This window comes from Rhizobium sp. 268 (assembly GCF_036571585.1).
Lineage (GTDB): Bacteria > Pseudomonadota > Alphaproteobacteria > Rhizobiales > Rhizobiaceae > Rhizobium > Rhizobium redzepovicii.
Genome location: NZ_JAPPSO010000004.1, coordinates 301446 through 325056, shown reverse-complemented (window position 1 = coordinate 325056; position 23611 = coordinate 301446). Strand labels below are relative to the sequence as shown.

The 23611-nt window shown below is 62.9% G+C and carries 25 protein-coding genes and 1 pseudogene; 14 read left to right on the top strand and 12 right to left on the bottom strand.

Annotated features, from left to right (window positions below):
* The first annotated feature begins 18 nt into the window (after window positions 1–18).
* The 5 genes from OS035_RS10295 to OS035_RS10275 all read left to right on the top strand — a co-directional run bounded on the left by OS035_RS10295 (window position 19) and on the right by OS035_RS10275 (window position 5861).
* Window positions 19–819: a class I SAM-dependent methyltransferase gene (locus OS035_RS10295; protein ID WP_183855137.1), complete on the top strand. Its 801-nt coding sequence runs from the start codon at window positions 19–21 to the stop codon at window positions 817–819.
* Window positions 820–1208: 389 nt separating this feature from the next.
* Window positions 1209–2459, top strand: a complete 1251-nt coding sequence (locus tag OS035_RS10290) for an MFS transporter (protein WP_097625859.1) — start codon at window positions 1209–1211, stop codon at window positions 2457–2459.
* A gap of 224 nt (window positions 2460–2683) precedes the next feature.
* On the top strand, window positions 2684–3031 hold the full coding sequence (locus tag OS035_RS10285) for a DMT family protein (RefSeq protein WP_097625858.1): 348 nt from the start codon (window positions 2684–2686) through the stop codon (window positions 3029–3031).
* A gap of 121 nt (window positions 3032–3152) precedes the next feature.
* Window positions 3153–4664, top strand: coding sequence for a DUF1800 domain-containing protein (locus tag OS035_RS10280; protein WP_331813651.1), 1512 nt, complete (start codon window positions 3153–3155; stop codon window positions 4662–4664).
* 12 nt (window positions 4665–4676) lie between these two features.
* Complete coding sequence (locus tag OS035_RS10275) at window positions 4677–5861, top strand: DUF1501 domain-containing protein (protein ID WP_331813650.1); 1185 nt, start codon at window positions 4677–4679, stop codon at window positions 5859–5861.
* Between the two features lie 269 nt (window positions 5862–6130).
* Here OS035_RS10275 and OS035_RS10270 read toward each other — a convergent pair whose 3' ends face one another.
* Together OS035_RS10270 and OS035_RS10265 are read right to left on the bottom strand one after the other, a co-directional pair.
* Window positions 6131–6718 carry a hypothetical protein gene (locus OS035_RS10270; protein WP_183779431.1) on the bottom strand — a complete coding sequence of 196 codons (588 nt, stop codon included), beginning with the start codon at window positions 6716–6718 and terminating at the stop codon, window positions 6131–6133.
* Window positions 6719–6743: 25 nt separating this feature from the next.
* Window positions 6744–7130, bottom strand: coding sequence for an acyl-CoA thioesterase (locus OS035_RS10265; RefSeq protein WP_097625854.1), 387 nt, complete (start codon window positions 7128–7130; stop codon window positions 6744–6746).
* A gap of 291 nt (window positions 7131–7421) precedes the next feature.
* Between OS035_RS10265 and OS035_RS10260 the strand changes: the two genes are divergently transcribed.
* The 3 genes from OS035_RS10260 (at window position 7422) to OS035_RS10250 (ending at window position 11194) form a co-directional block, all read left to right on the top strand.
* Window positions 7422–9242, top strand: coding sequence for a methyl-accepting chemotaxis protein (locus OS035_RS10260; RefSeq protein ID WP_183779428.1), 1821 nt, complete (start codon window positions 7422–7424; stop codon window positions 9240–9242).
* Between the two features lie 151 nt (window positions 9243–9393).
* On the top strand, window positions 9394–10710 hold the full coding sequence (locus OS035_RS10255; protein ID WP_183855135.1) for an extensin-like domain-containing protein: 1317 nt from the start codon (window positions 9394–9396) through the stop codon (window positions 10708–10710).
* A 136-nt stretch (window positions 10711–10846) separates the two neighbouring features.
* On the top strand, window positions 10847–11194 hold the full coding sequence (locus OS035_RS10250; protein ID WP_097625851.1) for a CAP-Gly domain protein: 348 nt from the start codon (window positions 10847–10849) through the stop codon (window positions 11192–11194).
* Window positions 11195–11243: 49 nt separating this feature from the next.
* Here the strand turns inward: OS035_RS10250 and OS035_RS10245 are convergent, their stop codons facing one another.
* Window positions 11244–12041 carry a class I SAM-dependent methyltransferase gene (locus OS035_RS10245; RefSeq protein ID WP_331813649.1) on the bottom strand — a complete coding sequence of 266 codons (798 nt, stop codon included), beginning with the start codon at window positions 12039–12041 and terminating at the stop codon, window positions 11244–11246.
* Window positions 12042–12291: 250 nt separating this feature from the next.
* On the opposite strand from OS035_RS10245, the gene OS035_RS10240 reads away from it, so the two are divergent.
* Both OS035_RS10240 and OS035_RS10235 read left to right on the top strand, forming a co-directional pair.
* Window positions 12292–12687 (top strand): Ohr family peroxiredoxin, encoded by a 396-nt coding sequence (locus OS035_RS10240; protein WP_097625849.1) that lies wholly within the window; start codon window positions 12292–12294, stop codon window positions 12685–12687.
* Between the two features lie 107 nt (window positions 12688–12794).
* Window positions 12795–13835: a DUF3095 family protein gene (locus tag OS035_RS10235; protein ID WP_331813648.1), complete on the top strand. Its 1041-nt coding sequence runs from the start codon at window positions 12795–12797 to the stop codon at window positions 13833–13835.
* A 198-nt stretch (window positions 13836–14033) separates the two neighbouring features.
* Here OS035_RS10235 and OS035_RS10230 read toward each other — a convergent pair whose 3' ends face one another.
* The 3 genes from OS035_RS10230 to OS035_RS10220 all read right to left on the bottom strand — a co-directional run bounded on the left by OS035_RS10230 (window position 14034) and on the right by OS035_RS10220 (window position 15872).
* A complete protein-coding gene (locus OS035_RS10230) occupies window positions 14034–14435 on the bottom strand; it encodes an NUDIX hydrolase (protein WP_097626054.1) in 402 nt (133 codons plus the stop codon).
* A gap of 27 nt (window positions 14436–14462) precedes the next feature.
* Window positions 14463–14954, bottom strand: coding sequence for a MarR family winged helix-turn-helix transcriptional regulator (locus tag OS035_RS10225; RefSeq protein ID WP_331813647.1), 492 nt, complete (start codon window positions 14952–14954; stop codon window positions 14463–14465).
* 147 nt (window positions 14955–15101) lie between these two features.
* Window positions 15102–15872 (bottom strand): siderophore-interacting protein, encoded by a 771-nt coding sequence (locus tag OS035_RS10220; RefSeq protein ID WP_097625846.1) that lies wholly within the window; start codon window positions 15870–15872, stop codon window positions 15102–15104.
* Window positions 15873–16136: 264 nt separating this feature from the next.
* Here OS035_RS10220 and OS035_RS10215 point away from each other — a divergent pair, with 264 nt between their 5' ends.
* From OS035_RS10215 to OS035_RS10200, 4 genes and pseudogenes are all read left to right on the top strand, one after another.
* Window positions 16137–16754, top strand: coding sequence for an O-methyltransferase (locus OS035_RS10215; protein WP_183779414.1), 618 nt, complete (start codon window positions 16137–16139; stop codon window positions 16752–16754).
* Between the two features lie 208 nt (window positions 16755–16962).
* Window positions 16963–17358, top strand: coding sequence for a Rap1a/Tai family immunity protein (locus tag OS035_RS10210; protein ID WP_097625844.1), 396 nt, complete (start codon window positions 16963–16965; stop codon window positions 17356–17358).
* A gap of 116 nt (window positions 17359–17474) precedes the next feature.
* Window positions 17475–18434: an acetylxylan esterase gene (locus OS035_RS10205; RefSeq protein WP_183779412.1), complete on the top strand. Its 960-nt coding sequence runs from the start codon at window positions 17475–17477 to the stop codon at window positions 18432–18434.
* Window positions 18431–19161 (top strand): annotated as a pseudogene (locus OS035_RS10200) (esterase family protein). The gene OS035_RS10205 and the pseudogene OS035_RS10200 overlap by 4 nt, the downstream one beginning before the upstream one ends.
* A gap of 14 nt (window positions 19162–19175) precedes the next feature.
* Here OS035_RS10200 and OS035_RS10195 read toward each other — a convergent pair.
* Genes OS035_RS10195 through dhaL form a run of 6 tightly spaced genes read right to left on the bottom strand, consistent with a single transcriptional unit; the run spans window position 19176 to window position 23581 of the window.
* Window positions 19176–20168, bottom strand: coding sequence for a dihydroxyacetone kinase subunit DhaK (locus tag OS035_RS10195; RefSeq protein WP_331813646.1), 993 nt, complete (start codon window positions 20166–20168; stop codon window positions 19176–19178).
* Window positions 20169–20218: 50 nt separating this feature from the next.
* Window positions 20219–20629 (bottom strand): hypothetical protein, encoded by a 411-nt coding sequence (locus tag OS035_RS10190; RefSeq protein WP_097625841.1) that lies wholly within the window; start codon window positions 20627–20629, stop codon window positions 20219–20221.
* A 1-nt stretch (window position 20630) separates the two neighbouring features.
* Window positions 20631–22238: a putative PEP-binding protein gene (locus OS035_RS10185; RefSeq protein ID WP_331813645.1), complete on the bottom strand. Its 1608-nt coding sequence runs from the start codon at window positions 22236–22238 to the stop codon at window positions 20631–20633.
* Complete coding sequence (locus OS035_RS10180) at window positions 22222–22566, bottom strand: HPr family phosphocarrier protein (RefSeq protein WP_097625839.1); 345 nt, start codon at window positions 22564–22566, stop codon at window positions 22222–22224. Before OS035_RS10180 ends, OS035_RS10185 begins: the two co-directional genes overlap by 17 nt.
* Complete coding sequence (gene dhaM, locus OS035_RS10175; protein ID WP_097625838.1) at window positions 22566–22964, bottom strand: dihydroxyacetone kinase phosphoryl donor subunit DhaM; 399 nt, start codon at window positions 22962–22964, stop codon at window positions 22566–22568. Before dhaM ends, OS035_RS10180 begins: the two co-directional genes overlap by 1 nt.
* Window positions 22961–23581 (bottom strand): dihydroxyacetone kinase subunit DhaL, encoded by a 621-nt coding sequence (gene dhaL / locus OS035_RS10170; RefSeq protein ID WP_331813644.1) that lies wholly within the window; start codon window positions 23579–23581, stop codon window positions 22961–22963. Before dhaL ends, dhaM begins: the two co-directional genes overlap by 4 nt.
* Between the last annotated feature and the right edge of the window lie 30 nt (window positions 23582–23611).

Below are 23611 nucleotides of genomic sequence, written 5' to 3'. Positions count from 1 at the left end.
TTGAAGAGGGAGGTTTCGATGCCGTCGAGTTTCAATGTCGAAAGTGCGGATGGTTATGAGCGGCTGATGGGGCGCTGGAGCAAGAGGCTGGCGCCGCTGCTGATCGATTTCGCCGGATTGGCGGACGGGGATCGCGTGCTGGATGTCGGCTGCGGCACAGGCAGCCTGACTTTTGCGCTGGCGGGAAGACCGGGCTTGAAGGAGATCGCCGCGATCGATTATTCGCCGGTTTTTGTCGAGGCGGCGACACGGCGCAATACCGATCCGCGGATCGCGATCCGGCAGGCGGATGCCTGCGCGCTGCCCTTTGAGGATAACCGCTTCGACCGGGCGATCTCGTTGCTCGTGCTGCATTTCGTGCCGGAGGCGGGCAAGGCTGTTTCGGAAATGGCCCGTGTCGTGCGCCCGGGCGGTGTGGTTGCCGCCGCCGTCTGGGACCATTACGGTGGCATGCCGATCATGCGGATGATGTGGGACACGGCTGTCATGCTCGACGAGGACGCGCTGCCGCTGCGTCGCAAATACTGCTTCCAGCCGATGATGCGGCCGGGGGAGATGAAGCAGAGTTTTGTCAGTCAAGGCCTCGTCGACGTCGAGGAGACGTCGCTGCTGATCCGGATGGAATACGGCTCCTTCGAGGACTATTGGGGGCCGATCGCCGCTGGCGAGGGGCCGCTCGGCAAATATGTCGCCGGGCTGGACCCGGCCAAGCGAAAGGCAGTCGATGCGGCCGTCAGGGCGGCATATGAAGCCGGCGAGCCGGATGGGCCGCGGTCGTTTGCGTCGGTGGCGTGGGCGTGCCGGGGCAGGGTTGTTTGAGTGACGTTGCGGATGCTCCGAGGCTCCTCATCCGAAGGGCGAGACGGGTGCTCCGGCGGCTGATGGATGCAAGAAGCAATGTTGCGGCGCGTACTTCGAGGCTCCGCCCTGTCGGGCTGCGGACCTCAGCATGAGGGGGATTGGTGGGTGCCGCCCCGCGGACAAGGAGCGCCGGGAGGTGCTCCCGCCACCGGACCGCCGCTCTTAATCACGACAAACGTGATGGAACTCGGTCAGCATCGCTGCCGTTGTTTCCGCTGTCTCCGATTGCGAATGTGCTTTCCCGCAACCGCAGCCCTGACAGCCGCAACCCGCCCGTTTTGGGCACCCCTTCCGACGGCATCCGGAATTGCCCGCCTCGCCGCCGCTTTCGGACGGAGGAATATCAGATGTCCGCTTTGGAAAGCCTGCGCCGGCTGACGCCGCAGCAGCGTAACACCGTCATCGCCAGCTATCTCGGCTGGACGCTCGACGCCTTCGATTTCTTCATTCTCGTCTTCGTTCTTAAATATATCGCCGAGGAATTCCATACCGACGTCCCCGCCGTCTCGGTGGCGATCTTCCTGACGCTCGCCATGCGGGCGCTCGGCGCACTGATCTTCGGACTGGCGGCCGATCGATACGGCCGGCGCATCACGCTGATGGCCGACGTGCTGCTCTATTCGCTGTTCGAATTCCTCACCGGCTTTTCCACCGGCCTCACCATGTTCCTGGTTCTCCGAGCACTCTATGGCATTGCTATGGGCGGTGAGTGGGGCGTCGGCGCCTCGCTGGTCATGGAGACGGTGCCGGAGGAAAGCCGCGGCATCGTCTCAGGCATCCTGCAGGCGGGTTATCCCTCGGGCTATCTGATCGCCTCGATCGTGTTTTTCCTGCTCTTTCCCGTCATCGGCTGGCGCGGCATGTTCTTCATCGGCGCGGCTCCGGCGCTGCTCGTGCTCTACATCCGGCGGAATGTCGAGGAGAGTCCCGCCTTTCTGAGACGGCAGGCCGAGGGGCGCCCGCCGTTCCTGACAGTGCTGCGCGAAAATATCCCGCTGTTCATCTGGGCGGTGCTCTTGATGACGGCGTTCAACTTTTTCAGCCACGGCACGCAGGATATCTACCCGACCTTCCTCGAAAGCCAGCGCAACTATTCGAGCTATACGGTTGGCGCCATTGCCATCGTCTACAATATCGGCGCGATCTGCGGCGGCCTGTTCTTCGGGGCGCTGTCGCAGCGGATCGGCCGCAAGCGGGCGATCGTCACTGCCGCGCTGATCGCCGTGCCGGTGGCCCCGCTCTGGGCCTATGCGCCGGGGCCGGTGCTGCTCGCCATCGGTGCTTTCCTCATGCAGTTCTTCGTGCAGGGCGCCTGGGGCATCGTGCCGGTGCATCTGAACGAGCTGTCGCCGGACGAGGTGCGCGGCACCTTCCCGGGCTTCGCCTATCAGCTTGGCAACCTGCTGGCCTCCGGCAATGCGACGCTGCAGGCGGGCCTCGCCGCCCGCTGGGATGGCGATTACGCCTATGCGCTGCTGATCGTCGCGGCGGTGGTGGCGCTCGCCGTCGCCCTGCTCGCCGGCTTTGGCTACGAGAAAAAGGATGTGCGCTTCGGCATGGAGGAAGCCAAGGAGCCGCATGGCGCGATGCGAATCTAGCGCTGCCGGCGGTTACAGAGGCCGGCGGCTGATGTCGCCGGTCTTTGCTCATGGCCTACCGGCCATGGCCAGTGCTGGAAAACGTGCCGGCTATCCGCCTCGTCTCTGCCGCATGAGACGATCGGTCCGAGCCTCGGGGGCTTGCCGTCGAATGGCGGCGTGCTAGGTAGAGCTCGCCGGTATCGAACCGGATCGACCGTTTCCTCCACAGCCCGAGTTACTCCATGTCCTTTTCTCCCGCCGCCCTTTGGCCTGTCATCATGCTGTTTGCCTCCAACATCTTCATGACCTTTGCCTGGTATGGCCATCTCAAGCACAAGAGCAGCGCCATCTTCCTTGCCATCCTCGTCAGCTGGGGCATCGCCTTCTTCGAATATTGCCTGGCAGTGCCGGCCAACCGTATCGGCTCGGCGGTCTATACGACGGCGCAGTTGAAGACGATGCAGGAGGTGATCACGCTGTTGGTCTTTGCCGGCTTTTCGATCTTTTGGCTCGGCGAGAACCTGACCTGGAATCACGCGATCGGCTTTGCGCTTATCGCAATTGGAGCATCCTTCATCTTTCGGGCGTAAATTGTAGTTTTTTCAACAGATTACAAATCGTCCATGTCTGGATATCGCCACATTTCCTACAGATTGCCGTCGCAATCGGCTGGCAGCCTGTCACTCTTTATTGATCAGGAGTTGACCGGCCATGAGCCTCTCTTTCCCGACGATGGCTGCGATCCGGTTCGGCTATGGGTTCCGGCCGGGCGAGACGCCGCCGCAGAACAAGGACGAGCTGATCGGTCAGCTTGGCAAGGGCGTGGCGGCGACGCCGGACTTTCCGCTCGGCGGTCCCGACATGCGCCATCGCGCGATCCTCAGCCTGCAGGAGCAGCTGAGGCAGATCCGCGAGGACGCCAAGACGGTGACCGACGACCCAGCGCGGCGCGAGATGCGAAAGGGCGTGCAGCACCAGGCGCAGCAGCAGTTCCAGCATGATGCGAACCTGCGGCTGATGCAGGCGGTGCTGTCGCCCTACGGCTTCTACGAGCGGCTTTCGACCTTCTGGAACGATCATTTCTCCACCAGCGCCAATAAGAGCCTGCCGATGCGCCTCATCGTGCCGCTCTATGAGACCGAGGCGATCCGGCCGTTTATCGCAGGCAAGTTCGGTGATCTGTTGCGCAGCGCCACGGCCCATCCGGCCATGCTGATCTATCTCGACCAGGCGGATTCGCTCGGGCCGGATTCGGCCGGCGGTATCAAGCGCAACAAGGGGCTGAACGAAAATCTCGGCCGCGAACTGCTGGAGTTGCACACGCTCGGCGCCGGCAGCGGCTACAGCCAGGCCGATGTGACGGCGGCGGCCATGGTGCTAACGGGGCTCACCATCGACCGCAAGGAGATGGACATCGCCTTTCGGCCGAATATTTCCGAGCCCGGCCTGCATGAGGTGCTCGGCGTCAGCTATGGCGGGCGCAAGCGCTCGCGAGACGATTATCTCGATATGCTCGACGATCTTTCCGTCCATCCGAAGACGGCGGCGCATATCAGCCGCAAGCTGGCAGTGCATTTCGTCTCCGACCAGCCCGACGAGGGCATGGTGTCCAACATGGCGACCGTCTGGAAGAAGACGGATGGCGATCTCACCGCCGTCTACACCGCCATGCTCGACCATCCCGCCGCCTGGCAGAACGAGGGCGCCAAGGCGCGACAGCCCTTCGACTACGTCGTTGCGGGTCTCAGGGCGCTGAATGCGGGGCCGGTCAACGGCGTCGTCGGCAGCTTCCTGGCGGCAAACCAGCAGGGCACTGAGGAGGGTGACATGGCGACCAATACGCCCGGCATGGTGGGATCGCCTGTGACCACGGATCCTGCCGGCGAGGCGAGGGACAAGCGTCTCAAGGCCTTCCGGACGGCGCGGGCGCTGGGGCAGGGGGCGCTGAAGCGCATGGGACAGCCGACCTGGCTGCCGCCGAGCCCAGCCGGCTTCGAGGAAGGTTTTTCCGCCTGGATCACAGGCAGCCAGCTCGCCGAGCGACTGGCTTGGGCAAGACGCGCTTCTGCACAGTTCGGCCGCGACAAGGATCCGCGCGAATTCCTGAAGTCGACGCTTGCCGATGCTGCGCGCGACGAGACGATCCGCGTGGTGTCGCAGGCGCCGAACAAGATCAGCGGCCTGACGCTGGTGCTGGCATCGCCTGAATTCAACCGCCGATAGGAGACTTTCGCCATGACGCTGTCGATGAACCGGATCTCGCTTTCCCGCCGCGGTTTTCTGACCTCAGCCTGCTGTCTCGCTGCCGCTCCCGTCTTCACCCCGGTCACCTTCGCGGCGATGCCCGGTGACAACCGCTTCGTCACTATCGTGCTGCGCGGTGCAATGGACGGGCTGGATCTGGTGCAGCCCTATGGCGATGCCGGCTTTGCCGCGCTCCGGCCGACCTTGGCGCTGACGCCCGATACAGGGCTTCTCGACCTCGATGGACATTTCGGTCTTAATCCCGCCGCCGCCGATCTGATGCCGCTGTGGAAGGGCCGGGAACTCGCCTTCGTGCAGGCGGTGTCGACGCCCTATCGCGACCAGCGCAGCCATTTCGACGGTCAGGATATGCTGGAATCGGGCGGTGAACATGTCGCCGAGGAAAAGACCGGCTGGCTGAACCGGGCACTCGCGGTCATTCCGCGCTCGGATGCGCGCAAGGCGATCGACGTCAACACCTCGACCGAGCTGATCCTCTCCGGGCCGAACGACGTCGATGTCTGGGCGTCGGATTCCAATCTGGCGCCGGCGCGCGACGAGATGCAGTTCCTGGCGCGGCTCTATGCCGGCGATCCGCCGTTTGCCGCGGCACTTGCCGAGGCGACGCGGGCCGACGCCGCGTCGATGATGGTCGAGCCGGATGGCCAGCGCGGCGAGAAGGTTGCCGATGTGGCGGCGCTCGCCGCCAACATGCTGAAGGGCGATTACCGCATCGCCAGTTTCTCGATCACCGGCTGGGATACGCATATCGGCCAGGCCAGCCAGTTCAAGCGGCCGGCACAGGATCTCGCCCAGGCGATCAACACGTTGAAGACGACGCTCGGGCCTGTGATCTGGTCAAAGACCGTGGTGCTCGCCATGACAGAATTCGGACGCACCGCCCGCCAGAACGGCTCCGCCGGCACCGACCACGGTACCGGTGGCTGTGCGCTGCTGGCGGGCGGCGCGATCAACGGCGGCCGCATTCTCGGCAAGTGGCCCGGCATCGGCGACGGCCAGCTGCTCGACGACCGGGACCTGATGCCGACCGCCGACGTGCGCGAGGTGGCGGCGGCGATGCTCTATCGGCAGTTCGATGTCGGCGTGGACGATCTGACGGGGAAGATCTTTCCGGGTTTGGGGTTTGATAAGGGATCGCAGTTTTTGAGAGGGTGAATGGGCTGCTCTCTGTTCTCCCCAGCGGGGAGAAGGTGGCCCGAAGGGTCGGATGAGGGGGCCGCGCGGTACACCATTCATTGCCCTTCGCTTGCGCTCCGGGCATTCGCGGCCTTGCCGCTCACCCCCTCATCTGGCCTGATGGGCATCTTCTTCTCGCTGGGGAGAAGAGGGAGCAAGCCGCTGCCCGGCCCTTCGCTTGGGCTCAGGGCGTTCGTCGCTGCAATCGATTCACTGGATCGATTGCTCGGGCTGCGCCCGATCGCTCCTCACCCCAGCACATCATAGAGCCGGAAGATGAAACTGACCTGATAGACCAGGTTGGCGATGATGAAGCCGGTGTGGAAGCGGCGGTTGGGTGTCCAGGCGGCGAGGACGCACAGCAGGATGTAGACGATGTTGCGGGCGGGATATTCCCAGCCGAGCGAGAGGATGCGTTCCGGCCCCTTGATCGCCGTGTCGAGGATATCGACGGCATAGATCAGGCCGAGGATGCCGAAGAACCATTTGCGCCGGGAAATGAAATACTCCTCGTAGCCGCCATATTCATCGAGGCTCGCCGGGAAGAGCAGGGCGCAGAGCAGGAAGAACAGGCTGCAGAAGCAGACGAGGAACAGATAGATGCCGAAGCCGATCGCAGGCACGGCCTGCAGGCGATATTCCCACCACCAGATGTGAATGATGAAGAGGAAAAGGGAGAGCGCCCAGCCGAGATGGACGGCATAGACTTTCGCCTTGCCGGGATGCTGGACGATGCCGGCAACGCCGGTCAGCAGCCTGGCAAGCGAAAGGCTGATGACCATGCCCATCACCACCTTGATGTGAAGGAAGACTTCCGGCGAGGTGACCGTTTCCATGCCTTATCCCTCGGTTTCGAGAGTGTTACTCCTCGGGGACGGCCTTCGGTTTGCCCTCTTCGTCGAGCGCCACCATGATGAATGTGGCGGCGGTAACCTTCTCCATCTTGGCGTAACGGGCACGATGCGCCCAAGCTTCGACGATCAGCGTGATCGAGGTGCGGCCGACGCGCTCGATGTCGGTGTAGACCGACAGCGTGTCGCCGATCTTGACGGGCAGTTCGAAGGCCATCTCCTTGACGGCGGCGGTGACGACGCGGCCCCTGGCGCGCTCGGCGGCGCGGATACCCGATGCAAGGTCCATCTGCGCCATGACCCAGCCGCCGAAGATATCGCCGGCGGGGTTGGCATCACCCGGCATGGCGAGCGTGCGCAGCGTCAGTTCGCCTCTCGGCTTGGCGGCATCGGTCATCAAAAGTTCTCCATCTGGTGCGGGTCATAGACCGGCGATTCACTGATGAGTACCCTAGTGCAAAGGCTGGAGGCTGTAAAAGACTGCCGGACCAGGTCCTTGGGGTAGACGGCGGCCGAAAGATGCCGAACCGGGCACAGATCAAAATTCCATTCAATTTCAATTGGTTGAATATTAAAGCCAATACCTCCCTTACGTTATTTAATTGTCTTCTAATCAAACTTTACGCTCCAGTAATTCTGATGGGCCAGTATGTGAACGATTTCACATAGAAGACTCGCCGGGAACCTCATGCGCAACATCAAGATTTCCACACGCCTTTACTGCCTCGTCGGCTTCACGCTTGCCGTGCTCGCAGCAACGATGGTGTTCTTTCTGAACTATTCCTATTCCGAGCTTCAAGCGGAGCGGAAGGCGGGGTTGGAGAAGATGGAGGCGACGGCGATCGGCATCTTCGACAAATATTACAAGATGGAGCAGGCGGGCACGATGACCCGCGAGCAGGCTCAGGCGGCAGCCAAGGACGTGATCGGCGCGATGCGCTACGGCGCCGACGGCTATTTCTGGATCAACGACATGCATCCCACCATGGTGATGCATCCGATCAAGCCGGCACTGAATGGCACCGACATTTCGCAGATGAAGGATCCGAACGGCAAGTTCCTGTTCGTCGAATTCGTCAACAAGGTGAAGAAGGACGGCAAGGGCTTCGTCGATTATTACTGGCCGAAGCCGGGCGCCGACGAGCCGGTGCTGAAATATTCCTATGTCGCCGGCTTCGAGCCCTGGGGCTGGATCGTCGGCACCGGCGTCTATGCCGACGACCTTGCCGCCCTCTATCGCCAGAATGCGATCTGGGCGGCGGTGCTCTGCCTGCTCGGTGCAGCCGCCACGATTGCCATCGCCTATGCCATCGTGCGCAGCGTCACCGTGCCGATCGCCCGGCTGAAGACGGCAATGAATGCGATCGCCGCCGAGGAAGCATCGGTGGAGATCGCCGGCAGCGATCGTCGCGACGAAATCGGCCAGATGGCCAAGGCGCTGCTGGTGCTGCGCGATTCCGTCGACGAGCGCAGCGCGCTGCGCGGCCGGGAAGACGAAAGGCAGCGGCAGATCGAGGACGAGCGCCGCGGCAACGAGGCGAGCCTGCGTTCGGCTTCCGAGCGGCAGACACTCGCGATGCAGGCGCTCGGCGTCGGCCTGGAAAAGCTTGCGGGCGGCGACCTGACGGTTGCGATCGGCGATATCGGCGAGGATTACGCCAAGCTGAGGGGTGACTTCAACGCCGCCGTCGATGCGCTGAACGGCGTCATCCACGCGATCGCCGAATCGAGCCGCGTCGTCAACGACAGCGCTTCCGATATCAGCGAAGCAACCGGCAACCTGTCGAAGCGGACGGAACAGCAGGCGGCGGCCCTTGAAGAGACGGCGGCAGCGCTCGACGAGATCACCGCCACGGTCAAGACGGCATCCGAGCGGGCGAACGAGGCGCGCGAGATGGTGGCCGAGACCAAGGCGAGCGCCGGACGCTCCGGCGAGATCGTCCGCAATGCGGTAACGGCGATGGGCCGGATCGAGGAATCTTCGAGCCGGATCAACCAGATCATCTCGGTTATCGACGAGATCGCCTTTCAAACGAACCTGCTGGCGCTCAATGCCGGCGTCGAGGCGGCGCGGGCAGGCGAGGCGGGCCGCGGCTTTGCCGTCGTCGCGCAGGAAGTGCGCGAACTCGCCCAGCGTTCGGCCAATGCGGCTAAGGAGATCAAGGAACTGATCAGCCGGTCGGCGACGGAGGTCGAGGGCGGGGTGGCACTGGTGCGCTCGACGGGCGAGGCGCTGCTGGAGATCGAGTCGCTGGTCAACAAGGTCAACGACCACGTCGCGTCGATCGCTACGGCGGCACGCGAGCAGTCGACCGGGCTGAACGAGATCAACGGCTCCGTCAACCATATGGATCAGATGACGCAGCAGAATGCCGCAATGGTCGAGGAGACGACGGCGGCAAGCCGCACGCTGGCCGACGAAAGTACCCAGCTGAAGACGCTTCTTTCGAATTTCCGGCTGCGCGGAGCAGGGCAATCGCCTGGAGCCCGGTACACACGGGCAGCGTGAGTTAAACGACAGATCAAAGGCCCCGAAAGCGGCCTTTTTCATCTCCGTCGCGTTCAGATTGTGCCGGTAAGTTTTCATTCACCGTTTTTAATTAAAATTGGAGTGAGTTTTTTCTGTCACTGCCCAGTCGGCCTGCGGAAGCGATAAGAGTATGGCGTTTGTTTCCTTTCCTCGGCGATCCCTTTTGCCCCTGCTGCTCTCGGCGACGCTGACGACCTGTTCGATCAGCGACGGGCTGGTGCCGCCGGCCAATGTCGACAGCGGCACCAGAGTCAGCTCGATCTCGCCCGCACGGGCGCCGGCGGCACGCATGGCGCCCTCGGTGCGCATGGCGCCGGTGGAAAGTCAGGCCTCCTATCCCGTTTCCAATGCGCCGGTCGGCAATAGCCAGGGCTCGGTCGATTACCTCAATACGCCGAACCTTGCCGGCACCGGTCATGCCGCGCCCTCCCAACCGGCGGCGCGCGGGGGGCGGCTGCCGATGATCGACAGCGATGAGGCGCTGGCGGCGGGCCAGCCGAGCGGCAACTGGGGCGGCACGCAGAACCTTGCGATCCCTTCCGGTGGCGTCAATATGGATGACGAACTTGGAGCAGAGCCGGTCGTCGGGTTGGCGCAGGAACAACAGCAGCAGATCGCCGAGGGCAATGCGACCGAGCCCGTCGTTGACGGCATCGGCACCGATAGTCCTAAGCAGGTGAACCAGCCGCTACGCCAGCCCGCACCGCAGCCGATGCCGCAGCCGGCGGCACAGGCACAGATGAGCCGGGCGCCTGCCTGGAACGACGGCAGCCCTGTGGTGGCGCCGGCACGCGTTCCGGAAGAGGACGAAAGCGAAGAGGTCGCGATGTTGCGGCCGAACAATCCGATGATGAGCGAACCGGCCGCACCCGTCGATCCCAGCGTCATGCCGACCTCCGAGCTTGCCTGCCGGCGCGAGCTGAAGCGCATGGGCGTGCTCTTCGACGAGAAGCCGCCGATCTCGAACGGGCCGGCCTGCCAGGTGCCCTATCCGGTATCGCTGAAGGGGCTTTCCGGCAGTATCGGTGTCAAGCCGGCGGTAACGCTGAACTGTCAGGTGACGCTCGCCTTCGCCAAATGGGTGAAGAACGAGTTGGCGCCGTCAGCCCGCTACCGCTACTGGAGCGGCATCAGGACGATCCAGCCTCTTGGCGGCTATTCCTGCCGCCGCATGAACAACAGCCGGCAGCGATACAATCCGATGTCTGAACACGCCCGCGGCAATGCCATCGACGTCGGCAAGTTCGTGCTGAAGAACGGCCATGAGATCGATGTGCGCAAAAAGGGCCTGTTCTCGCTGCGCGAGGGTCGGCTCTTGAAGGCGGTGCGCACTGACAGCTGCCGCTATTTCAACACCGTGCTCGGGCCCGGCAGCAACCCGGAGCACTGGAACCACTTCCACTTCGACCTTCGTTCCCGCAAGAGCGGCAAGGTCTATTGCGACTAATATCTGTCCCCTTGAACCGTGCGGCGCGGGTGCGGCTGTGGTCGCGGCAAATAGGCCTGCTGGCAGAAAATGGTTCATCCTGGCCGCCCGGCGCGCTATAGATTGCCGGGCGGATTGCCGTTTGAGAGTTAGATCCATGAGCTATGATTTCCATGTCGGCCAGAAGGTCGTGTGCATCAATGATACCTTCAAACACGTCAGCATCGACCAGCTCATCCGCAAAGGCGAGATCTATACGATCCGCTGGGTGGGGGAATATACCCATTATGTCGACGGCACATTCATCGGGGTGAAGCTCGCGGAAATCCATCGCGGCAATGACGACGGGCCGGAAGGTTACGGCGCGGCCGACATGCCTTATCGCGCGACGCGCTTCCGGCCGCTGGTGAAGGACAAGATCGCATCACTGCGCAAGCTGCTCGCCCCGACGCCCGATGCACCGGCGGAGCCAGAGGAAAAGGTCAGGAATAAAGAGAAGGCCTGAGGGCCGCTCCTGTACCGGCCTGTCGCCATCTTGAAAGGTGGTGATCCGATCAGACTGGCTTCCTGCTGAGGAACAGGCCGGTCTCCCTGCTGACATCGAGTGCGCCGCTGCCTTGCCTGAAGGCATCGGCGATCGCTTGGCGGAAGCGGGTGAGTTGAGGCTCGCCGGCGCCTTCGCCGGGCGGATAGGAGGTGAGGGCCAGGAAGACATCTTCGGACTCGGTAATCCGCATGCTTGCCGGATACTGCAACATGGCGACGTTTCCGAATTGCGTCCGCATCATTTGCTCGGCTGCGTCATATCCAAAGGCTACGGCGGCCGGATCGGTCGGCGCGCTGCCGAAGACGGTCGTCAGGCGATAGATCTCGCGCATATTGCCGATGCCGTTGGTGGTGACCGCGAGAAAGCCGCCCGGTTTCAAGACCCTTGCCATCTCCGCGATGCCGGCGGCCGGGTCGGGCAGGTGATAGAGCATATGCATGGCGATCACCAGATCGAAGGCGCCGTCTTCGAAGGGAAGTGCGGCGGCATCGGCCCGGCAGCCTCGAACGGAGCTGAAGGGCAGCGCGCTGCAGCGCGCCACTGCCTCATCGACCATGCCTGACGAAAGGTCGGTCAGCGTCACAAGCAGATCCTCCGGCAGCAGACTTGCCGTTGCCGCCCAGAACCATGCCGGCCCGCAGCCGACGTCGAGTACGCGATCTCCAGGTTTCAGGGGCAACTGCCCGGCAACCCACGGAAACCAGCCGGTTTTGGCGATGGTATATTCGGTATGGAGTCTGGCGCGGGCGGCGAGCTTGCGGCTGTCGCCATACTGCACGGCATTGCCTTCGGCTATGGAGGACATCTCAATTCTCCGTCTTCCTCGTCAAGTCCCGGGGCCTTAAGGCAGAGCCTATAGAGGGCTTCATTCCCGGACAAGACGCGACTATGCGCCGCTTGGGCCTGCCTGCACGGCAGGCTCAAGCCCTATGGGGAGATAATAAATCGCATCCGATTAAATCGGAATGGTGTTGACATCAAAATCGGCTCGGCGTATTGGAGCGCATCCGATTAAATCGGATGCGCTAAAAATATCAAACCGGAAGGATACGACAATGACTGAGAAGCTTCTTTTCGCCGGCAGGACCCATATCGCCGGCGGCCGCAACGGCTATGCACGCAGCAGCGACGGCACGCTCGACATCAAGCTGCCGCAGCCGCATCCGGCGGCCGAAAACCTGTTCGGCGCCGCCTGGTCGGCCTGCTATATTGGCGCCATCGAACTCGCCGCCGCGCAGCGGAAGATCACCTTGCCAGCCGGTCCCGAGGTCGATGCAGAGATCACGCTCAACGGCGATAACGGCTCGTACTTCCTGCGCGCACGGCTCAATGTCAGCCTGGCAGACATCGATCGCGGGATCGCGCAGGAGTTGATCGAGGCGGCCCACGGCATCTGCCCTTATTCCAAGGCGGTCCACGGCAATATCGACGTCGAAACCAGGCTCGTCTGAACGGGAAGGGCCGGCTTCGCGCCGTCACCTTCAAGCGGGGGTCTGCCGATTGGCGGCAGACCCGTTTCTGAGCCAGCAGTCCAACCTGCCGATCCGGAGGATGCGCCATGATCAACAGCCAGGCCGAGCCGCACCAAGCCTATGACGAGTTTTCGCTTGTGCTCGATCCCGATGTCTACGAGCCGTTGCCTGACGATTGGCTGATCGGCATCACCGACGTCGTCAGCTCGACCGCGGCAATCCGATCGGGGCGCTATGAAGACGTCAACTATGCCGGCGCATCGATCATCGCCGCTCTCGGCAATGCCTGGGGTTCGTTCGATTTTCCCTTTGTGTTTCGCGGAGACGGAGCAGCCTTCGCCTTGCCGGAAAACGGCATCATGGCCGCGACATCGGCCTTGCGTGATGTCGCGGGCTTTGCCAAAGCCGAGCTTCATCTCGACCTGCGTGTCGGGCTCGTCACCGTCGGCGAAATCCGCGCGAACGGGCGCGACGTCAGGATCGCGCGCTATGCCGCTTCCGAGAGTGCGACCTATGCGATGTTTGCCGGAGGCGGGCTCAAATGGGCGGAACAGCAGCTCAAGAAGGGACGCCTTCTGGTCAAGCCCGGCCGTTATGCGATGAAGCCTGACCTGACGGGCTTGAGCTGCGACTGGGCACCGTTCCCGAGCCAGCGCGGCGAGATACTATCGTTGTTGGTCGAGCCGCGCGACCAGACGCGCCCGGAAGTCTTTGCGGCGCTGGCGAAACGCGTACTCGCGGTTTTCGACGCCGCGCCGCGCCGGTCTCATCCGCTGTCCGGAGGGACGAATATGGCAAGAGAAAAGCAGGTCAGCGCGAAACGCTGGTCGGACGTTGCCTCCAATTCGGATTTCCGCAAGTTCGACGACGGCCTGCGCCTGACGCTGGACTGCGCGCCGGAGCAGATCGACAGTGTCGAAGCCATGCTCATTGCGGCCCGGGCACGCGGCGAGATTGATTTCGGTCTGCACCGCCAGTCTCACGCGCTGATGACCTGCCTCGTGCCATCGGGCCGGCCGGATTCGCATCTGCATTTCCTCGATGGAATGGGCGGCGGTTACGCGAAAGCGGCCGAGATGATGGAGGAGGGCGCACTTGCGGAGGTGGCGCGGTCGTGCCCGTTGTAGGCTGGGGTTCGCACTACTTGTCCTCCTTCATTCCGGTGCTTGTCATAGGAATCCAGTGCGCCCAAGTCCTTGGGCGCGGGAGAATATTAAAGGTAAAAAGGAGTCGTTCACCGCGCGGACGCGCGGTGGCTGGATTCCTGTGACGAGCACAGGAATAAGGAGGGTGGGAATGCACTCTCCTTCATCGTGTCTTGCGGGTCACTCCCGCCTGAGCAGCTTTAGGAGCATTTCACCAAGCTGAGGCGGCGCCAGTTCCGCTTCGCATTCTATCTCCGCGGCGGTAAACCATCTGAGCGCCGTGTGTTCATCGCCGATAAGTCGCGGAGAGCCCTGCCATCGGTCGACGTGATAGACATGGAAGATGGCGGATGCCCCAGGCGGGCTTTCCGAAACGAACTTTCCGGCAAACAGCCAGCGCTGCGGCGTCACGCCGATTTCTTCCAGCAATTCGCGGCGCAGTGCGGTCTCGGCATCTTCGCCGTCTTCGACGTGACCGCCCGGCAGGCTCCACCGATCCGGGTGCGTCCTGCGCTCCGAACTTCGCCTGGCGAGAAGAACGCTGCCATTCCCGATCAATGCGCCGATCGCGATCTCGGGCATGTCACCGAATGTCGACATGTGTCGCGATCATGGTTTTTGCGCCCGCGCCCGCAGCAGGTTGTCGCGCAGCCGCGTCACCGATTTCTGCACGATGGGGAAATCGTCGCCGAGGCCGACGGCGTCGATCAGGACAGAGCCGGGATCGGTGTCGAGAAGATCGCGCCCCGCCGGCGTCAGGCTGACACGCACTTGGCGTTCGTCGGCGGGGTCGCGATGACGGGTGATAAAGCCCGAGGACTCCAGCTTCTTGAGAATGGGCGTCAGCGTGTTGGATTCGAGGAACAGTTTTTCCCCCAGCATACTCACCGTCTGATCGTCATCCTCCGAGAGGGCCACCATGGCGATATATTGGGTATAGGTCAGGCCCAGTGCGTCCAGGACCGGCTTGTAGGCGCGGCCGAAGGCGAGATTGGCCGAATAGATCGCGAAGCACAGGAAAGTCGAAAGCTTACGGCGGTCCGCACCTGGGGCGGCGGGTGCAGGCATCTCGGGCTTTTTCGCGGTTTTGGTGGTGGGCATAGGAATCCTATCGACGCTCTGGTTGCTTACGAATACATATATATCGCATCCGATTAAATCGCAATGTATATCCGGCTGCTTTTCTGACAGTATATCCGGCCGTCGCCCCGGCTTCCGGAGCGGCGGCCAGCGTCGGCGTCCTACGGGTTAACTGAACTTCTCCGTCGTATCGGCCTTGCCGAATACCCAATAGCCGGATGCCTTGATCCAGCTCAGCGGGTAGCCCCGTTCCAGCAGATGGGCGCGGATCTCGCGTGTCACCGAGGCTTCCGCCGCGACCCAGACGAAGGTTTCCGGCTTGATGTCGATCATGCTCAACAGTTTAAGCAGTGCCGCGGCATCGGTTGCCTCGGAGAGAGGCCGGTGCGCCCAATGGATATCAAGGTCCGCTCGGGTCTCGAAGCTCTGCTCTTCCAGCGGGCCGGTGACGGCGGCGATCGCGGTGATGGCAGTTTCGGCCGCACTCTCCTCGATCCGGCGGCCGATCGCCGGCAGCGCGGTCTCGTCGCCGATCAGCAACCATCGCGTCACCGCCTTCGAAACCACGGCGGAGCCCCTTGGCCCGCCGATCTCGAGCCGGTCGCCTGGGCGTGCGCCGATCGCCCATTGCGTGACCGGACCTCCCTCGTGCAAGGCGAAGTCAATGGTCAATCTGCGCGCGGCATTGTCATAGCGGCGCGGCGTGTAATCCCGGCGCTCTTCTCCGCCATCGGCGGCGGGAACAAAGATCTTGATGTGGTCGTCGGGCGCAAGGCTGGTGAAATCGGCGAGATCGTCGCCGCTCAATGCGATGCGGCGCATGCCGGGGGTGATGTCGATGACGCTTTCGACCGTTAGGGTGCGCCGCCGCGTGTCGTGACGCACCCGCTCGATGCCGGGGGCCGGTGAAGTCTGCTCTTTGAATTGATTGTTATCCATGTGTCCTCATGAGCTTTTGAAACTCGATCCGCAGGACACAGTCGCGCAGATCGAAGCCGCAAAGCCGTTCGATCATACGCGTTGAGTGACGTTAACGCTTACGTGGCTGGGTGACCCGGCCATTGACGGGTTTGATGTAGCGGAGCGCGGCGGCATGTGCAACCGCAGCGAGGCCGCAAAACCCGATGATTGCCGAACTTTAACTTTTCGCAGCCCGTTCGGTCGGGCAATGTCGGCCAACAATCGAGACAGAAGGGCGGGCCGATGGACAACAGGATCGAGGAAGTGCTCGATATCTATCACAGCATGATCGAGACGGAGCGCAACAGCCCGCGCGAGCTGCCTCCCGGCGGCCGCGACGGAGGGCAGGACCAGCGGCTGCGCGCGGTCGGGCCGGAGACCGGGCAGTTCATCAACATCCTCGCCAGGAGCCTCAGGGCGCCGACCATTCTCGAACTTGGCACCTCCTTCGGCTATTCGGGGATATGGCTGGCGGAAGCCGCCCGCGCTTCAGGCGGCCGGCTGATCACCATGGAAATGCACGATTACAAGTCGGCCTATGCGCGCGATATGGCCGTCAAGGCGGGCCTTGCCGACCATGTCGAGTTCAAAGTCGGCGACGCCGTCCAGATGATCGACGCGCTTTCTGAGGGCATCGACTTCGTGCTCGTGGATCTCTGGAAGGATCTCTACCTTCCCTGCCTCGAGGCCTTCTATCCCAAGCTCAATTCGGGCGCGATCATCGTCGCCGACAATATGATCCGGCCCGGGGGCGAGGATGTAAGGCGCTACGGCGAAGCCATCCGCGCCAGGCCGGGAATCTCAAGCGTGCTGCTGCCGGTTGGCAGCGGACTTGAGGTCAGCCGTTTCGACCGCGGTTGAAGGCGGGCGATCACGAGAATCCGGTGCATCCAACTCCTTAGGCGAGGGCGTATCGTGGGATTGCACCGTGTTTTGTCGACCTCGTAACCGCACACATATTGCCGCTCATTGCTACTTTTGAATGCGGCACAAAAGATGACACGTTTGAAGCTCATTTCCGACATTTTCCCGATCGAAGCTCCGCGCCATTGAGACTTGGGGAGATGTGATGTCGGGCATTCTTATCGCCACCCTGTTGGCAACGGTTTCAGCAAAGATTCCCGCCGGATTATCTGGCGGTGACGTTCTCTATTCTGATTGCAGCGGGTCCCGGCAGTTTGTCGTCGGGTATGTTGCCGGCTGGTTGGACAAATGGAATAGTGACGAGTATCTCGCCCGTCGCATTTTTACCGAGGCCGCTCCCACACCCAGCAGGATGGTGAACTCGGCGCATTTTGCAATCGCCGTTGGAGTTAACGTCTGCATTCCAACCGGGGCCACGGCGGAAGCGATCGGCAATGCGCTATGCACGTTCCTCGAAGAAAATCCCGGCATACGCGAGGCGACGGGCGACGAGCTGATGATGACCTTGGCTCACTATAAATACCACTGCCCGATCCCTTAGGGGAATTCACATCGGCTTATTGGCCTGCGGGCGCATGAGCGCTGCTGGTGAGAGCGGGTGGGCAAGTGCCGCCACATCGTCTTGCGCGCCGGGCGCTTTCACGCGACAAAGTCCGGATGAGCATTCCCATAACCCATCCCTTCTCCTTCGATCCGACCTACGGCATGCGGCTCGAGGAACTCCTTGCGGTCGAGCCGCCGGAGGAGCCTCATGGTTTCGACGCATTCTGGAAGGCACGCTATCAAAAGGCGCTGACGGTCGATCCGCAGCCGGTTCTTTCCCGGAGCCAGCTCACCCATCCCGATTGGCACGTGCTCGACCTCGTCTATCTCTCTACGAATGCGTTCCGGATCGGCGGCTGGCTGCTCCTGCCGCGCGGCGGGCAGGTGCGGCGCGGTCTCGTCGTCGGCCATGGTTACGGCGGGCGCGACCGGCCGGATTTCGACCTGCCGGTCGAGGAAACGGCGCTGATCTTTCCCTGCTGCCGCGGGCTGTCGCTCAGCGCCCATCCGCCGATTTCGCAGAATCCTTCCTGGCACGTGCTGCACGAAATCGACAAGAAGGACTCCTATATCATCGGCGGCTGCGTCGAGGATATCTGGCTTGCCGTCTCGACGCTCGCAGCTCTCTATCCCTGGCTCTCGGGGCATATCGGTTATAGCGGCATCAGCTTCGGCGGCGGTATCGGAGCGATGGCGATCGCTTATGATCCGCGCATCGACCGCGGGCATCTCGCACTTCCAAGCTTCGGGCACCAGCCGCTGCGCCTCGAACTGCCGAGCGTCGGCAGTGCGCAAGGAGTGCAGGAATATCAGGCGGAACATGAAAACGTGCTGGAGACGCTGCGCTTCTTCGATGCGGCGACGGCCGCGCGGCGGATCAGGGTGCCGATGCTGACGGCGGTGGCGCTTTTCGATCCTTCGGTCGCGCCGCCCTGCCAGTTCGCTGTCGCCAATTCGATACCGAAATTCAATGAAATCTTCATCCTGGACGCCGGGCATTTCGACTACCCTGGAAGTGCTGAGCAAGAAGCGGTGCTCCGCGACGAGATCGGACAGTTCTTCAGGGTGCCATGAACCGCGAATATCTGCGCTGGTACAGTCAGCGTCTGCATCGAGACATGGAGATGCTGGTGTTCGGCCATGCCGGCGCAAAGGTGCCGGTCTTTCCGACGCGGGAAGGGCGCTTTTTCGAATATGAACAGCTCGGTCTGGTCGCAAGCCTTGCAGACAAGCTGCAGGCCGGTCATCTCCAGCTTTATTGCATCGAGGGACTGGCAACCGAGAGCCTTTACGGCTTCTACCGCCATCCGGCCGATCGCATCCGCCGGCATGCCGCTTTGGAGGATTATATCCTCAACGAGGTGCTGCCGCTGATGGCGGCGAAGAACCCGCATGACTGGACCATCGTGCAGCACGGATGCAGCCTCGGCGCCTTCCAGGCGGCAAGCCTCGTCTTCCGCCACCCGCATCTCTTCCGCAAGCTTGTCGCCTTTTCCGGGCGCTACGATCTGACGATGAAGGTAGAATCCTTCCGCGACCTGTTTGATGTCTATTACGACGTCGGCGTCTATTTCCACACGCCGATGCATTTCCTGCCCGGTCTCGGCGGCGACTGGCGGCTCGACAGGCTGCGCGACGCGACATCGTTCTCACCATCGGCGATGCTGATCCTTTTCTCGACAACAACCGGCATCTCAGTCGGCTGCTCGCGGACAAGAATGTCGGTCATCAGCTGCATGTGTGGGATGGTCGCGCCCACCGTGCCGGCGCATGGCGGAAGATGGCAGCGCTTTACCTCTGACGCCTGGGGAACTTTTACGGCCAATTTAGAGCTGCGGTCGCCACCGGGGCATCCCACAGCGCGATCTCCTCGTTGGTCAGGAGGGCGAGGGTGATGGACAGGCCCTGCATGTCGAGCGAAGTGACATAGGTTCCCACAAGCGAGCGCTCGATCGAGATGCCTCTTTCCTCGATAAAGCGGCGGGCGCCGTTGTAGGCCAGGTAGAGTTCGGCCGGCGGCGTGCCGCCGAGGCCGTTGACGAAGAGCAGTGCCCTTGCGTGAGGCGCTGCCGCGATGTCGCCGGCGATCGTCTCGCAGAGATGGCCGATGATGGCGTCGGAGGCTGCGAAGGGCTGCCTGGCATGGCCGGGCTCGCCATGGATGCCGACGCCCATTTCCATCTCGCCAGGCCCGAGCGCAAACGTCGTGCGCTCGGTCTGCGGCACCGTCACGCCGTTCAGCGCCACACCCATCGAGCGGATGCGGGTATTCAACCCCTCGCCAAGCTGCTTCAACTCGGCCAGCGGCATGCCGCGCTCGGCCGCTGCACCCAAGAGCTTTTCGACGATCAGTGTTCCGGCGACGCCGCGTCGGCCTCTGCCTTCGCCGATCCGCGACGTTTCGATGTCGTCGCTGACGACGACCATGTCGATGTTGTGGCGGTCGCCGGCCATCTCGATCGCCATTTCGAAATTCATCAGATCGCCGTCATAGTTCTTGACCACGAGCAGGCAGCCGGCGCCGGTATCGGCCTCTTCGATGGCGGCGATGATCTGGCTCGGTGTCGGAGAGGTGAAGATATGGCCGACGCACGCGGCATCCAGCATGCCTTGGCCGACGAAGCCGATATGCATCGGCTCATGGCCGGCGCCGCCGCCTGATATGAGAGCCACCTTGCCAGGGGTGAGATGGCGGCGGCGGATGCATCTGCGCTCATGCCCGAACACCACGAAGGCCTCATGGGCGCGCACGAAGCCTTCGACGCTTTCGGCGACCATGGATTCCGCAGTGTTCATGAACTTCTTCATCAAGCCCCTCCCAAGGCCAAAGGCATTACGTTACGTCAACCTGCTCACCACTACTCACTCGCCCCTGAAATCGCGACGATCTTCTGCACCAGATCGGAGATCGCCTCTTCCAGCAGCCGATTCTTCCTGTCGTCACCGAAGTCGGGCACCATTAGCGACAGGTGTCGCAATTTCTCGGAATGGCCGAGATCCGGCAACTTGCCGGGATGGGCGGCCTGATAGGCTTCGAGAAAGCGCTCCTCTTCGGCAGCGCTAAAATGGCAGACGCGGACGATGGTCGCGAGATGGCGCGCCGGCAGCGGCGTTGCATAGGTCGGGCTGGTGATCTGGGTGACGAAGCTGCGATGTTTTCCAAGCGCCGTCGCCAGGCGCTGACGCGTGCCCGATGGCCTGTTGTCGATGATCTGCGCCAGAATGGACTTGTAGGCGATAATGGCGTCTTCGGTGTCTTCGCGCGCCATCCTATTCTCCGGCTGCCTTTGTGCCATCGGCGTTGAGGCCGATGATCGCCGATCTTATCGCGGGACGCCGGGCCGGCGCCACGGAAAAATGCCGAAGGCCGGCGGCGAGCAGCCCTGGCAGATAGCTGGGATTGCCGGCCATGTCGCCGCAGATACTGGTGGGCTTGCCGGCGGCAAGCTTCACAGCCTGAGCAATCAGCCGGAGCACGGCGGGTGCGGTCTTGCCGGCATCGGCATCGATGTCGTCGCGCGTGGAGGCGGCAAGATACTGCGTGAGATCGTTGGTTCCGAACGAGAAGAACGCCGCCGCGCCGAACGTGTCGAGCATCAATGCGGCTGATGGCACCTCCACCATCATGCCGATCGGCGGCATCCGGTGGGGAAGCGCACGGCGGCCAAGCTTTTCGGCTTCCTCGCGGAATAGCTCGCGCATCCTGTCGACCTCATCAGGGAAGGTCACCATCGGCAGCATCACCGACAGCCTGCCGAAGACGGCGGCGCGCAGTAGGGCGCGGGCCTGGACGCGGGCAATTTCCGGCTGGGCAAGCAGCAGCCGGATACCACGCAGACCCGAGGCGGCGAGAGCCGGCAGGTCTTCCGAGCCGGCGAGCGGCTTGTCGCCGCCGATATCGAGCATGCGGATCGTTACCGGCTTTTCGCCCGCCTGCTCCAGCACGCGGCGATAGATTGCCAGCTGTCGTTCCTCGTTGGCGGCATCGGCGACCGAGGCAACTGAAAACTCCGAGCGCATCAGACCGACGCCTGCCGTTGCCGGATCGAGCGCGCCGATCTCGGCAGGATCGTTGATGTTGATGGAGAGCAGGATCGGGACGCCATCCGCCGTGCGTAGCTCGCCGCTTGCTGTTTGCGTGTCGGTGGCAGGAGTTCGTGCGGGCGCCGGCAAGGGGATCAGCATGCCGCCGGCCTTCAGGACGACCGTGCCGGCATCGCCATCCACGCGAACGGGATCTCCATCTGCTGCCGAAAAGCGGCCCGTGCCGACCACCATCGGCACTGATTTCGCCCTGGCAAGCAGGGCGACGTGGCCGGCGGTGCTGCCTGCAAACAGCGCGATGCCGCCGCCTTTCGACCAGTCATGGGCGAGAAAGCGGCTCGGCTCCATATCCTTCCCAACGAAGACCGAGCCGGGCGGGAAATCGGCGATCGGGGTGCCGGCGAGCGCCCCGAGCACGCGGTTCTTGATGTCGAGAATATCGACGGCGCGTGCCCGCATTTGTTCTTCGTCGGCCGCTTCGAGTTCACCGATATAGGCGTCGAGGGTGGCGACCCAGGCGAAGACGACATTCTCGTCGGCCTCCATGCGCGCGCCCGTCGCTTCCGCGATCGTCGGATCGCGCAGCACCTCGATCTGGAAATCGATGATATCCCGGCTTTCGGCATCGGCTCCATCGGCAAGGTGCTCGAGTTCGCCGATCGAGATGTCGATCGCCTTCTCCAGCGCGCTGTATCCACCGACGGCTCGGGATGCAGGGGCGGCGTCCGGCCGCTCGGCAGCGGAAGGAGCCCTCGGCTCCTCCGCGAGAAAGGCCGGGCCGGATGCGATGCCCGGGGATGCGCTCTTCGCTTTCAGTCTAAGCGGTTCGGCCATGCTTCTTTTCCTCATCGAAGTTGCGCTCGATGAGTTCCTTCAGCGCGCGGATCGCCTCTTCGGCGAGAATGCCGTCGGCGCGGATCCTGAGGATCGAACCTTTACGGATTCTCGCGCCCATGATCTTGATGATGCTCTTGCCGTTCAGCCAGATATCGCTGCCGTTGACGGCGACCTCGATCGAACAGGGGAAGGACTTGGCAAGCCGCGTGAAGGTGACGGAGGGGCGGGCGTGCAGCCCGACACCGTGCTTGACTTCCACCTCCGTCTGGCAATTCACGTGCAATGGATCGGGCTCCTGTTTTTCACTACGCAATCCTGGTGTCATCAGGGGGACAGTTCCTCGGCTGTGGCGACGACCTTGGCCAGCGACGCGCCCCCCGACGCCTCGGCAGCAGCGATGACGGCGCCTTCGACGAGCGGCGCGTTGCATATGGAGACGAGGGCCGAGCGGGGAAGGCCTAGCATTTCGATCGCCATCTCGCTGTTGGTTTCGGCGCCGCCGAGGTCGACGAAGACGGCGACGCCGGCCTCGGACCAGGCGGCCTCGATCGCTCTCAGGATGCCGCCGGCATCGGTCCCGAGATCGCCATGGACATTGCCGCCGGACCAAGAGAGCGGCACGCTGTCGCCCACCATCTGCCTGACCATGTCGGCGATACCCCTTGCCACCAGCGGCGAGTGGGAGACGATCACGATACCCACATTTGCGGTCTTTCCATTCATTGCGGACGATGCTCCCCGAGATAGCGGCAGATTGCCGTGGTCAGCAGCGCGCAGCTCGACGCGCCGGGATCGACATGGCCGATCGAGCGGTCACCGAGATAGGCGGCGCGCCCGCGCATCGCCTTCATCGCGGCGGTTCTGTTGGCCGAGCGTTCGGCCTTGCGGGCGACGTCACCGAGTGGAGACCTCTTCGCTAACGCGGCATGCACGGGATAGAGCACGTCGAGCAGGGTCTTGTCGCCGGCATGCGCCCGACCGCGTCCCGCGACGGCGTCGATAGCCTGCTTCAGCACCAGCGAAAAATCGGCCGTCTCGTCGCTTTTGCGAAGCTCGCGACCGATCTCCATCAGCAGCGTGCCGTAGAGCGGCCCGGCCGCTCCGCCGACATTCATCACCAGCGTCAGGCCGATCTTTTCCATGGCGTCGGGGAAGGGCAGGCTGGACAGGCTTTCGCCTTCGGCGCTGACTGCCTCGCAGCCGCGCCGCATATTGGTTCCGTGATCGCCATCGCCGATGGCGCGATCGAGCGCGCAGAGGTGATCGCTGTTTGCCGCGATCGTCGCGCGGCACACCTCGATCAATCCTGCCACAAGCACCGGTTCCGCCTGCACTGTCATCCTCCCTGTCGCCGCATCTCCCGTGCGGCT

What these genes read in the sequence shown, in the direction of transcription:
- OS035_RS10295 (WP_183855137.1), top strand. Translation starts at nt 19, where the DNA reads ATGCCGTCGAGTTTCAATGTCGAAAGTGCGGATGGTTATGAGCGGCTG.
- OS035_RS10290 (WP_097625859.1), top strand. Translation starts at nt 1,209, where the DNA reads ATGTCCGCTTTGGAAAGCCTGCGCCGGCTGACGCCGCAGCAGCGTAAC.
- OS035_RS10285 (WP_097625858.1), top strand. Translation starts at nt 2,684, where the DNA reads ATGTCCTTTTCTCCCGCCGCCCTTTGGCCTGTCATCATGCTGTTTGCC.
- OS035_RS10280 (WP_331813651.1), top strand. Translation starts at nt 3,153, where the DNA reads ATGAGCCTCTCTTTCCCGACGATGGCTGCGATCCGGTTCGGCTATGGG.
- OS035_RS10275 (WP_331813650.1), top strand. Translation starts at nt 4,677, where the DNA reads ATGACGCTGTCGATGAACCGGATCTCGCTTTCCCGCCGCGGTTTTCTG.
- OS035_RS10270 (WP_183779431.1), bottom strand. Translation starts at nt 6,718, where the DNA reads ATGGAAACGGTCACCTCGCCGGAAGTCTTCCTTCACATCAAGGTGGTG.
- OS035_RS10265 (WP_097625854.1), bottom strand. Translation starts at nt 7,130, where the DNA reads ATGACCGATGCCGCCAAGCCGAGAGGCGAACTGACGCTGCGCACGCTC.
- OS035_RS10260 (WP_183779428.1), top strand. Translation starts at nt 7,422, where the DNA reads ATGCGCAACATCAAGATTTCCACACGCCTTTACTGCCTCGTCGGCTTC.
- OS035_RS10255 (WP_183855135.1), top strand. Translation starts at nt 9,394, where the DNA reads ATGGCGTTTGTTTCCTTTCCTCGGCGATCCCTTTTGCCCCTGCTGCTC.
- OS035_RS10250 (WP_097625851.1), top strand. Translation starts at nt 10,847, where the DNA reads ATGAGCTATGATTTCCATGTCGGCCAGAAGGTCGTGTGCATCAATGAT.
- OS035_RS10245 (WP_331813649.1), bottom strand. Translation starts at nt 12,041, where the DNA reads ATGTCCTCCATAGCCGAAGGCAATGCCGTGCAGTATGGCGACAGCCGC.
- OS035_RS10240 (WP_097625849.1), top strand. Translation starts at nt 12,292, where the DNA reads ATGACTGAGAAGCTTCTTTTCGCCGGCAGGACCCATATCGCCGGCGGC.
- OS035_RS10235 (WP_331813648.1), top strand. Translation starts at nt 12,795, where the DNA reads ATGATCAACAGCCAGGCCGAGCCGCACCAAGCCTATGACGAGTTTTCG.
- OS035_RS10230 (WP_097626054.1), bottom strand. Translation starts at nt 14,435, where the DNA reads ATGCCCGAGATCGCGATCGGCGCATTGATCGGGAATGGCAGCGTTCTT.
- OS035_RS10225 (WP_331813647.1), bottom strand. Translation starts at nt 14,954, where the DNA reads ATGCCCACCACCAAAACCGCGAAAAAGCCCGAGATGCCTGCACCCGCC.
- OS035_RS10220 (WP_097625846.1), bottom strand. Translation starts at nt 15,872, where the DNA reads ATGGATAACAATCAATTCAAAGAGCAGACTTCACCGGCCCCCGGCATC.
- OS035_RS10215 (WP_183779414.1), top strand. Translation starts at nt 16,137, where the DNA reads ATGGACAACAGGATCGAGGAAGTGCTCGATATCTATCACAGCATGATC.
- OS035_RS10210 (WP_097625844.1), top strand. Translation starts at nt 16,963, where the DNA reads ATGTCGGGCATTCTTATCGCCACCCTGTTGGCAACGGTTTCAGCAAAG.
- OS035_RS10205 (WP_183779412.1), top strand. Translation starts at nt 17,475, where the DNA reads ATGAGCATTCCCATAACCCATCCCTTCTCCTTCGATCCGACCTACGGC.
- OS035_RS10195 (WP_331813646.1), bottom strand. Translation starts at nt 20,168, where the DNA reads ATGAAGAAGTTCATGAACACTGCGGAATCCATGGTCGCCGAAAGCGTC.
- OS035_RS10190 (WP_097625841.1), bottom strand. Translation starts at nt 20,629, where the DNA reads ATGGCGCGCGAAGACACCGAAGACGCCATTATCGCCTACAAGTCCATT.
- OS035_RS10185 (WP_331813645.1), bottom strand. Translation starts at nt 22,238, where the DNA reads ATGGCCGAACCGCTTAGACTGAAAGCGAAGAGCGCATCCCCGGGCATC.
- OS035_RS10180 (WP_097625839.1), bottom strand. Translation starts at nt 22,566, where the DNA reads ATGACACCAGGATTGCGTAGTGAAAAACAGGAGCCCGATCCATTGCAC.
- dhaM (WP_097625838.1), bottom strand. Translation starts at nt 22,964, where the DNA reads ATGAATGGAAAGACCGCAAATGTGGGTATCGTGATCGTCTCCCACTCG.
- dhaL (WP_331813644.1), bottom strand. Translation starts at nt 23,581, where the DNA reads ATGACAGTGCAGGCGGAACCGGTGCTTGTGGCAGGATTGATCGAGGTG.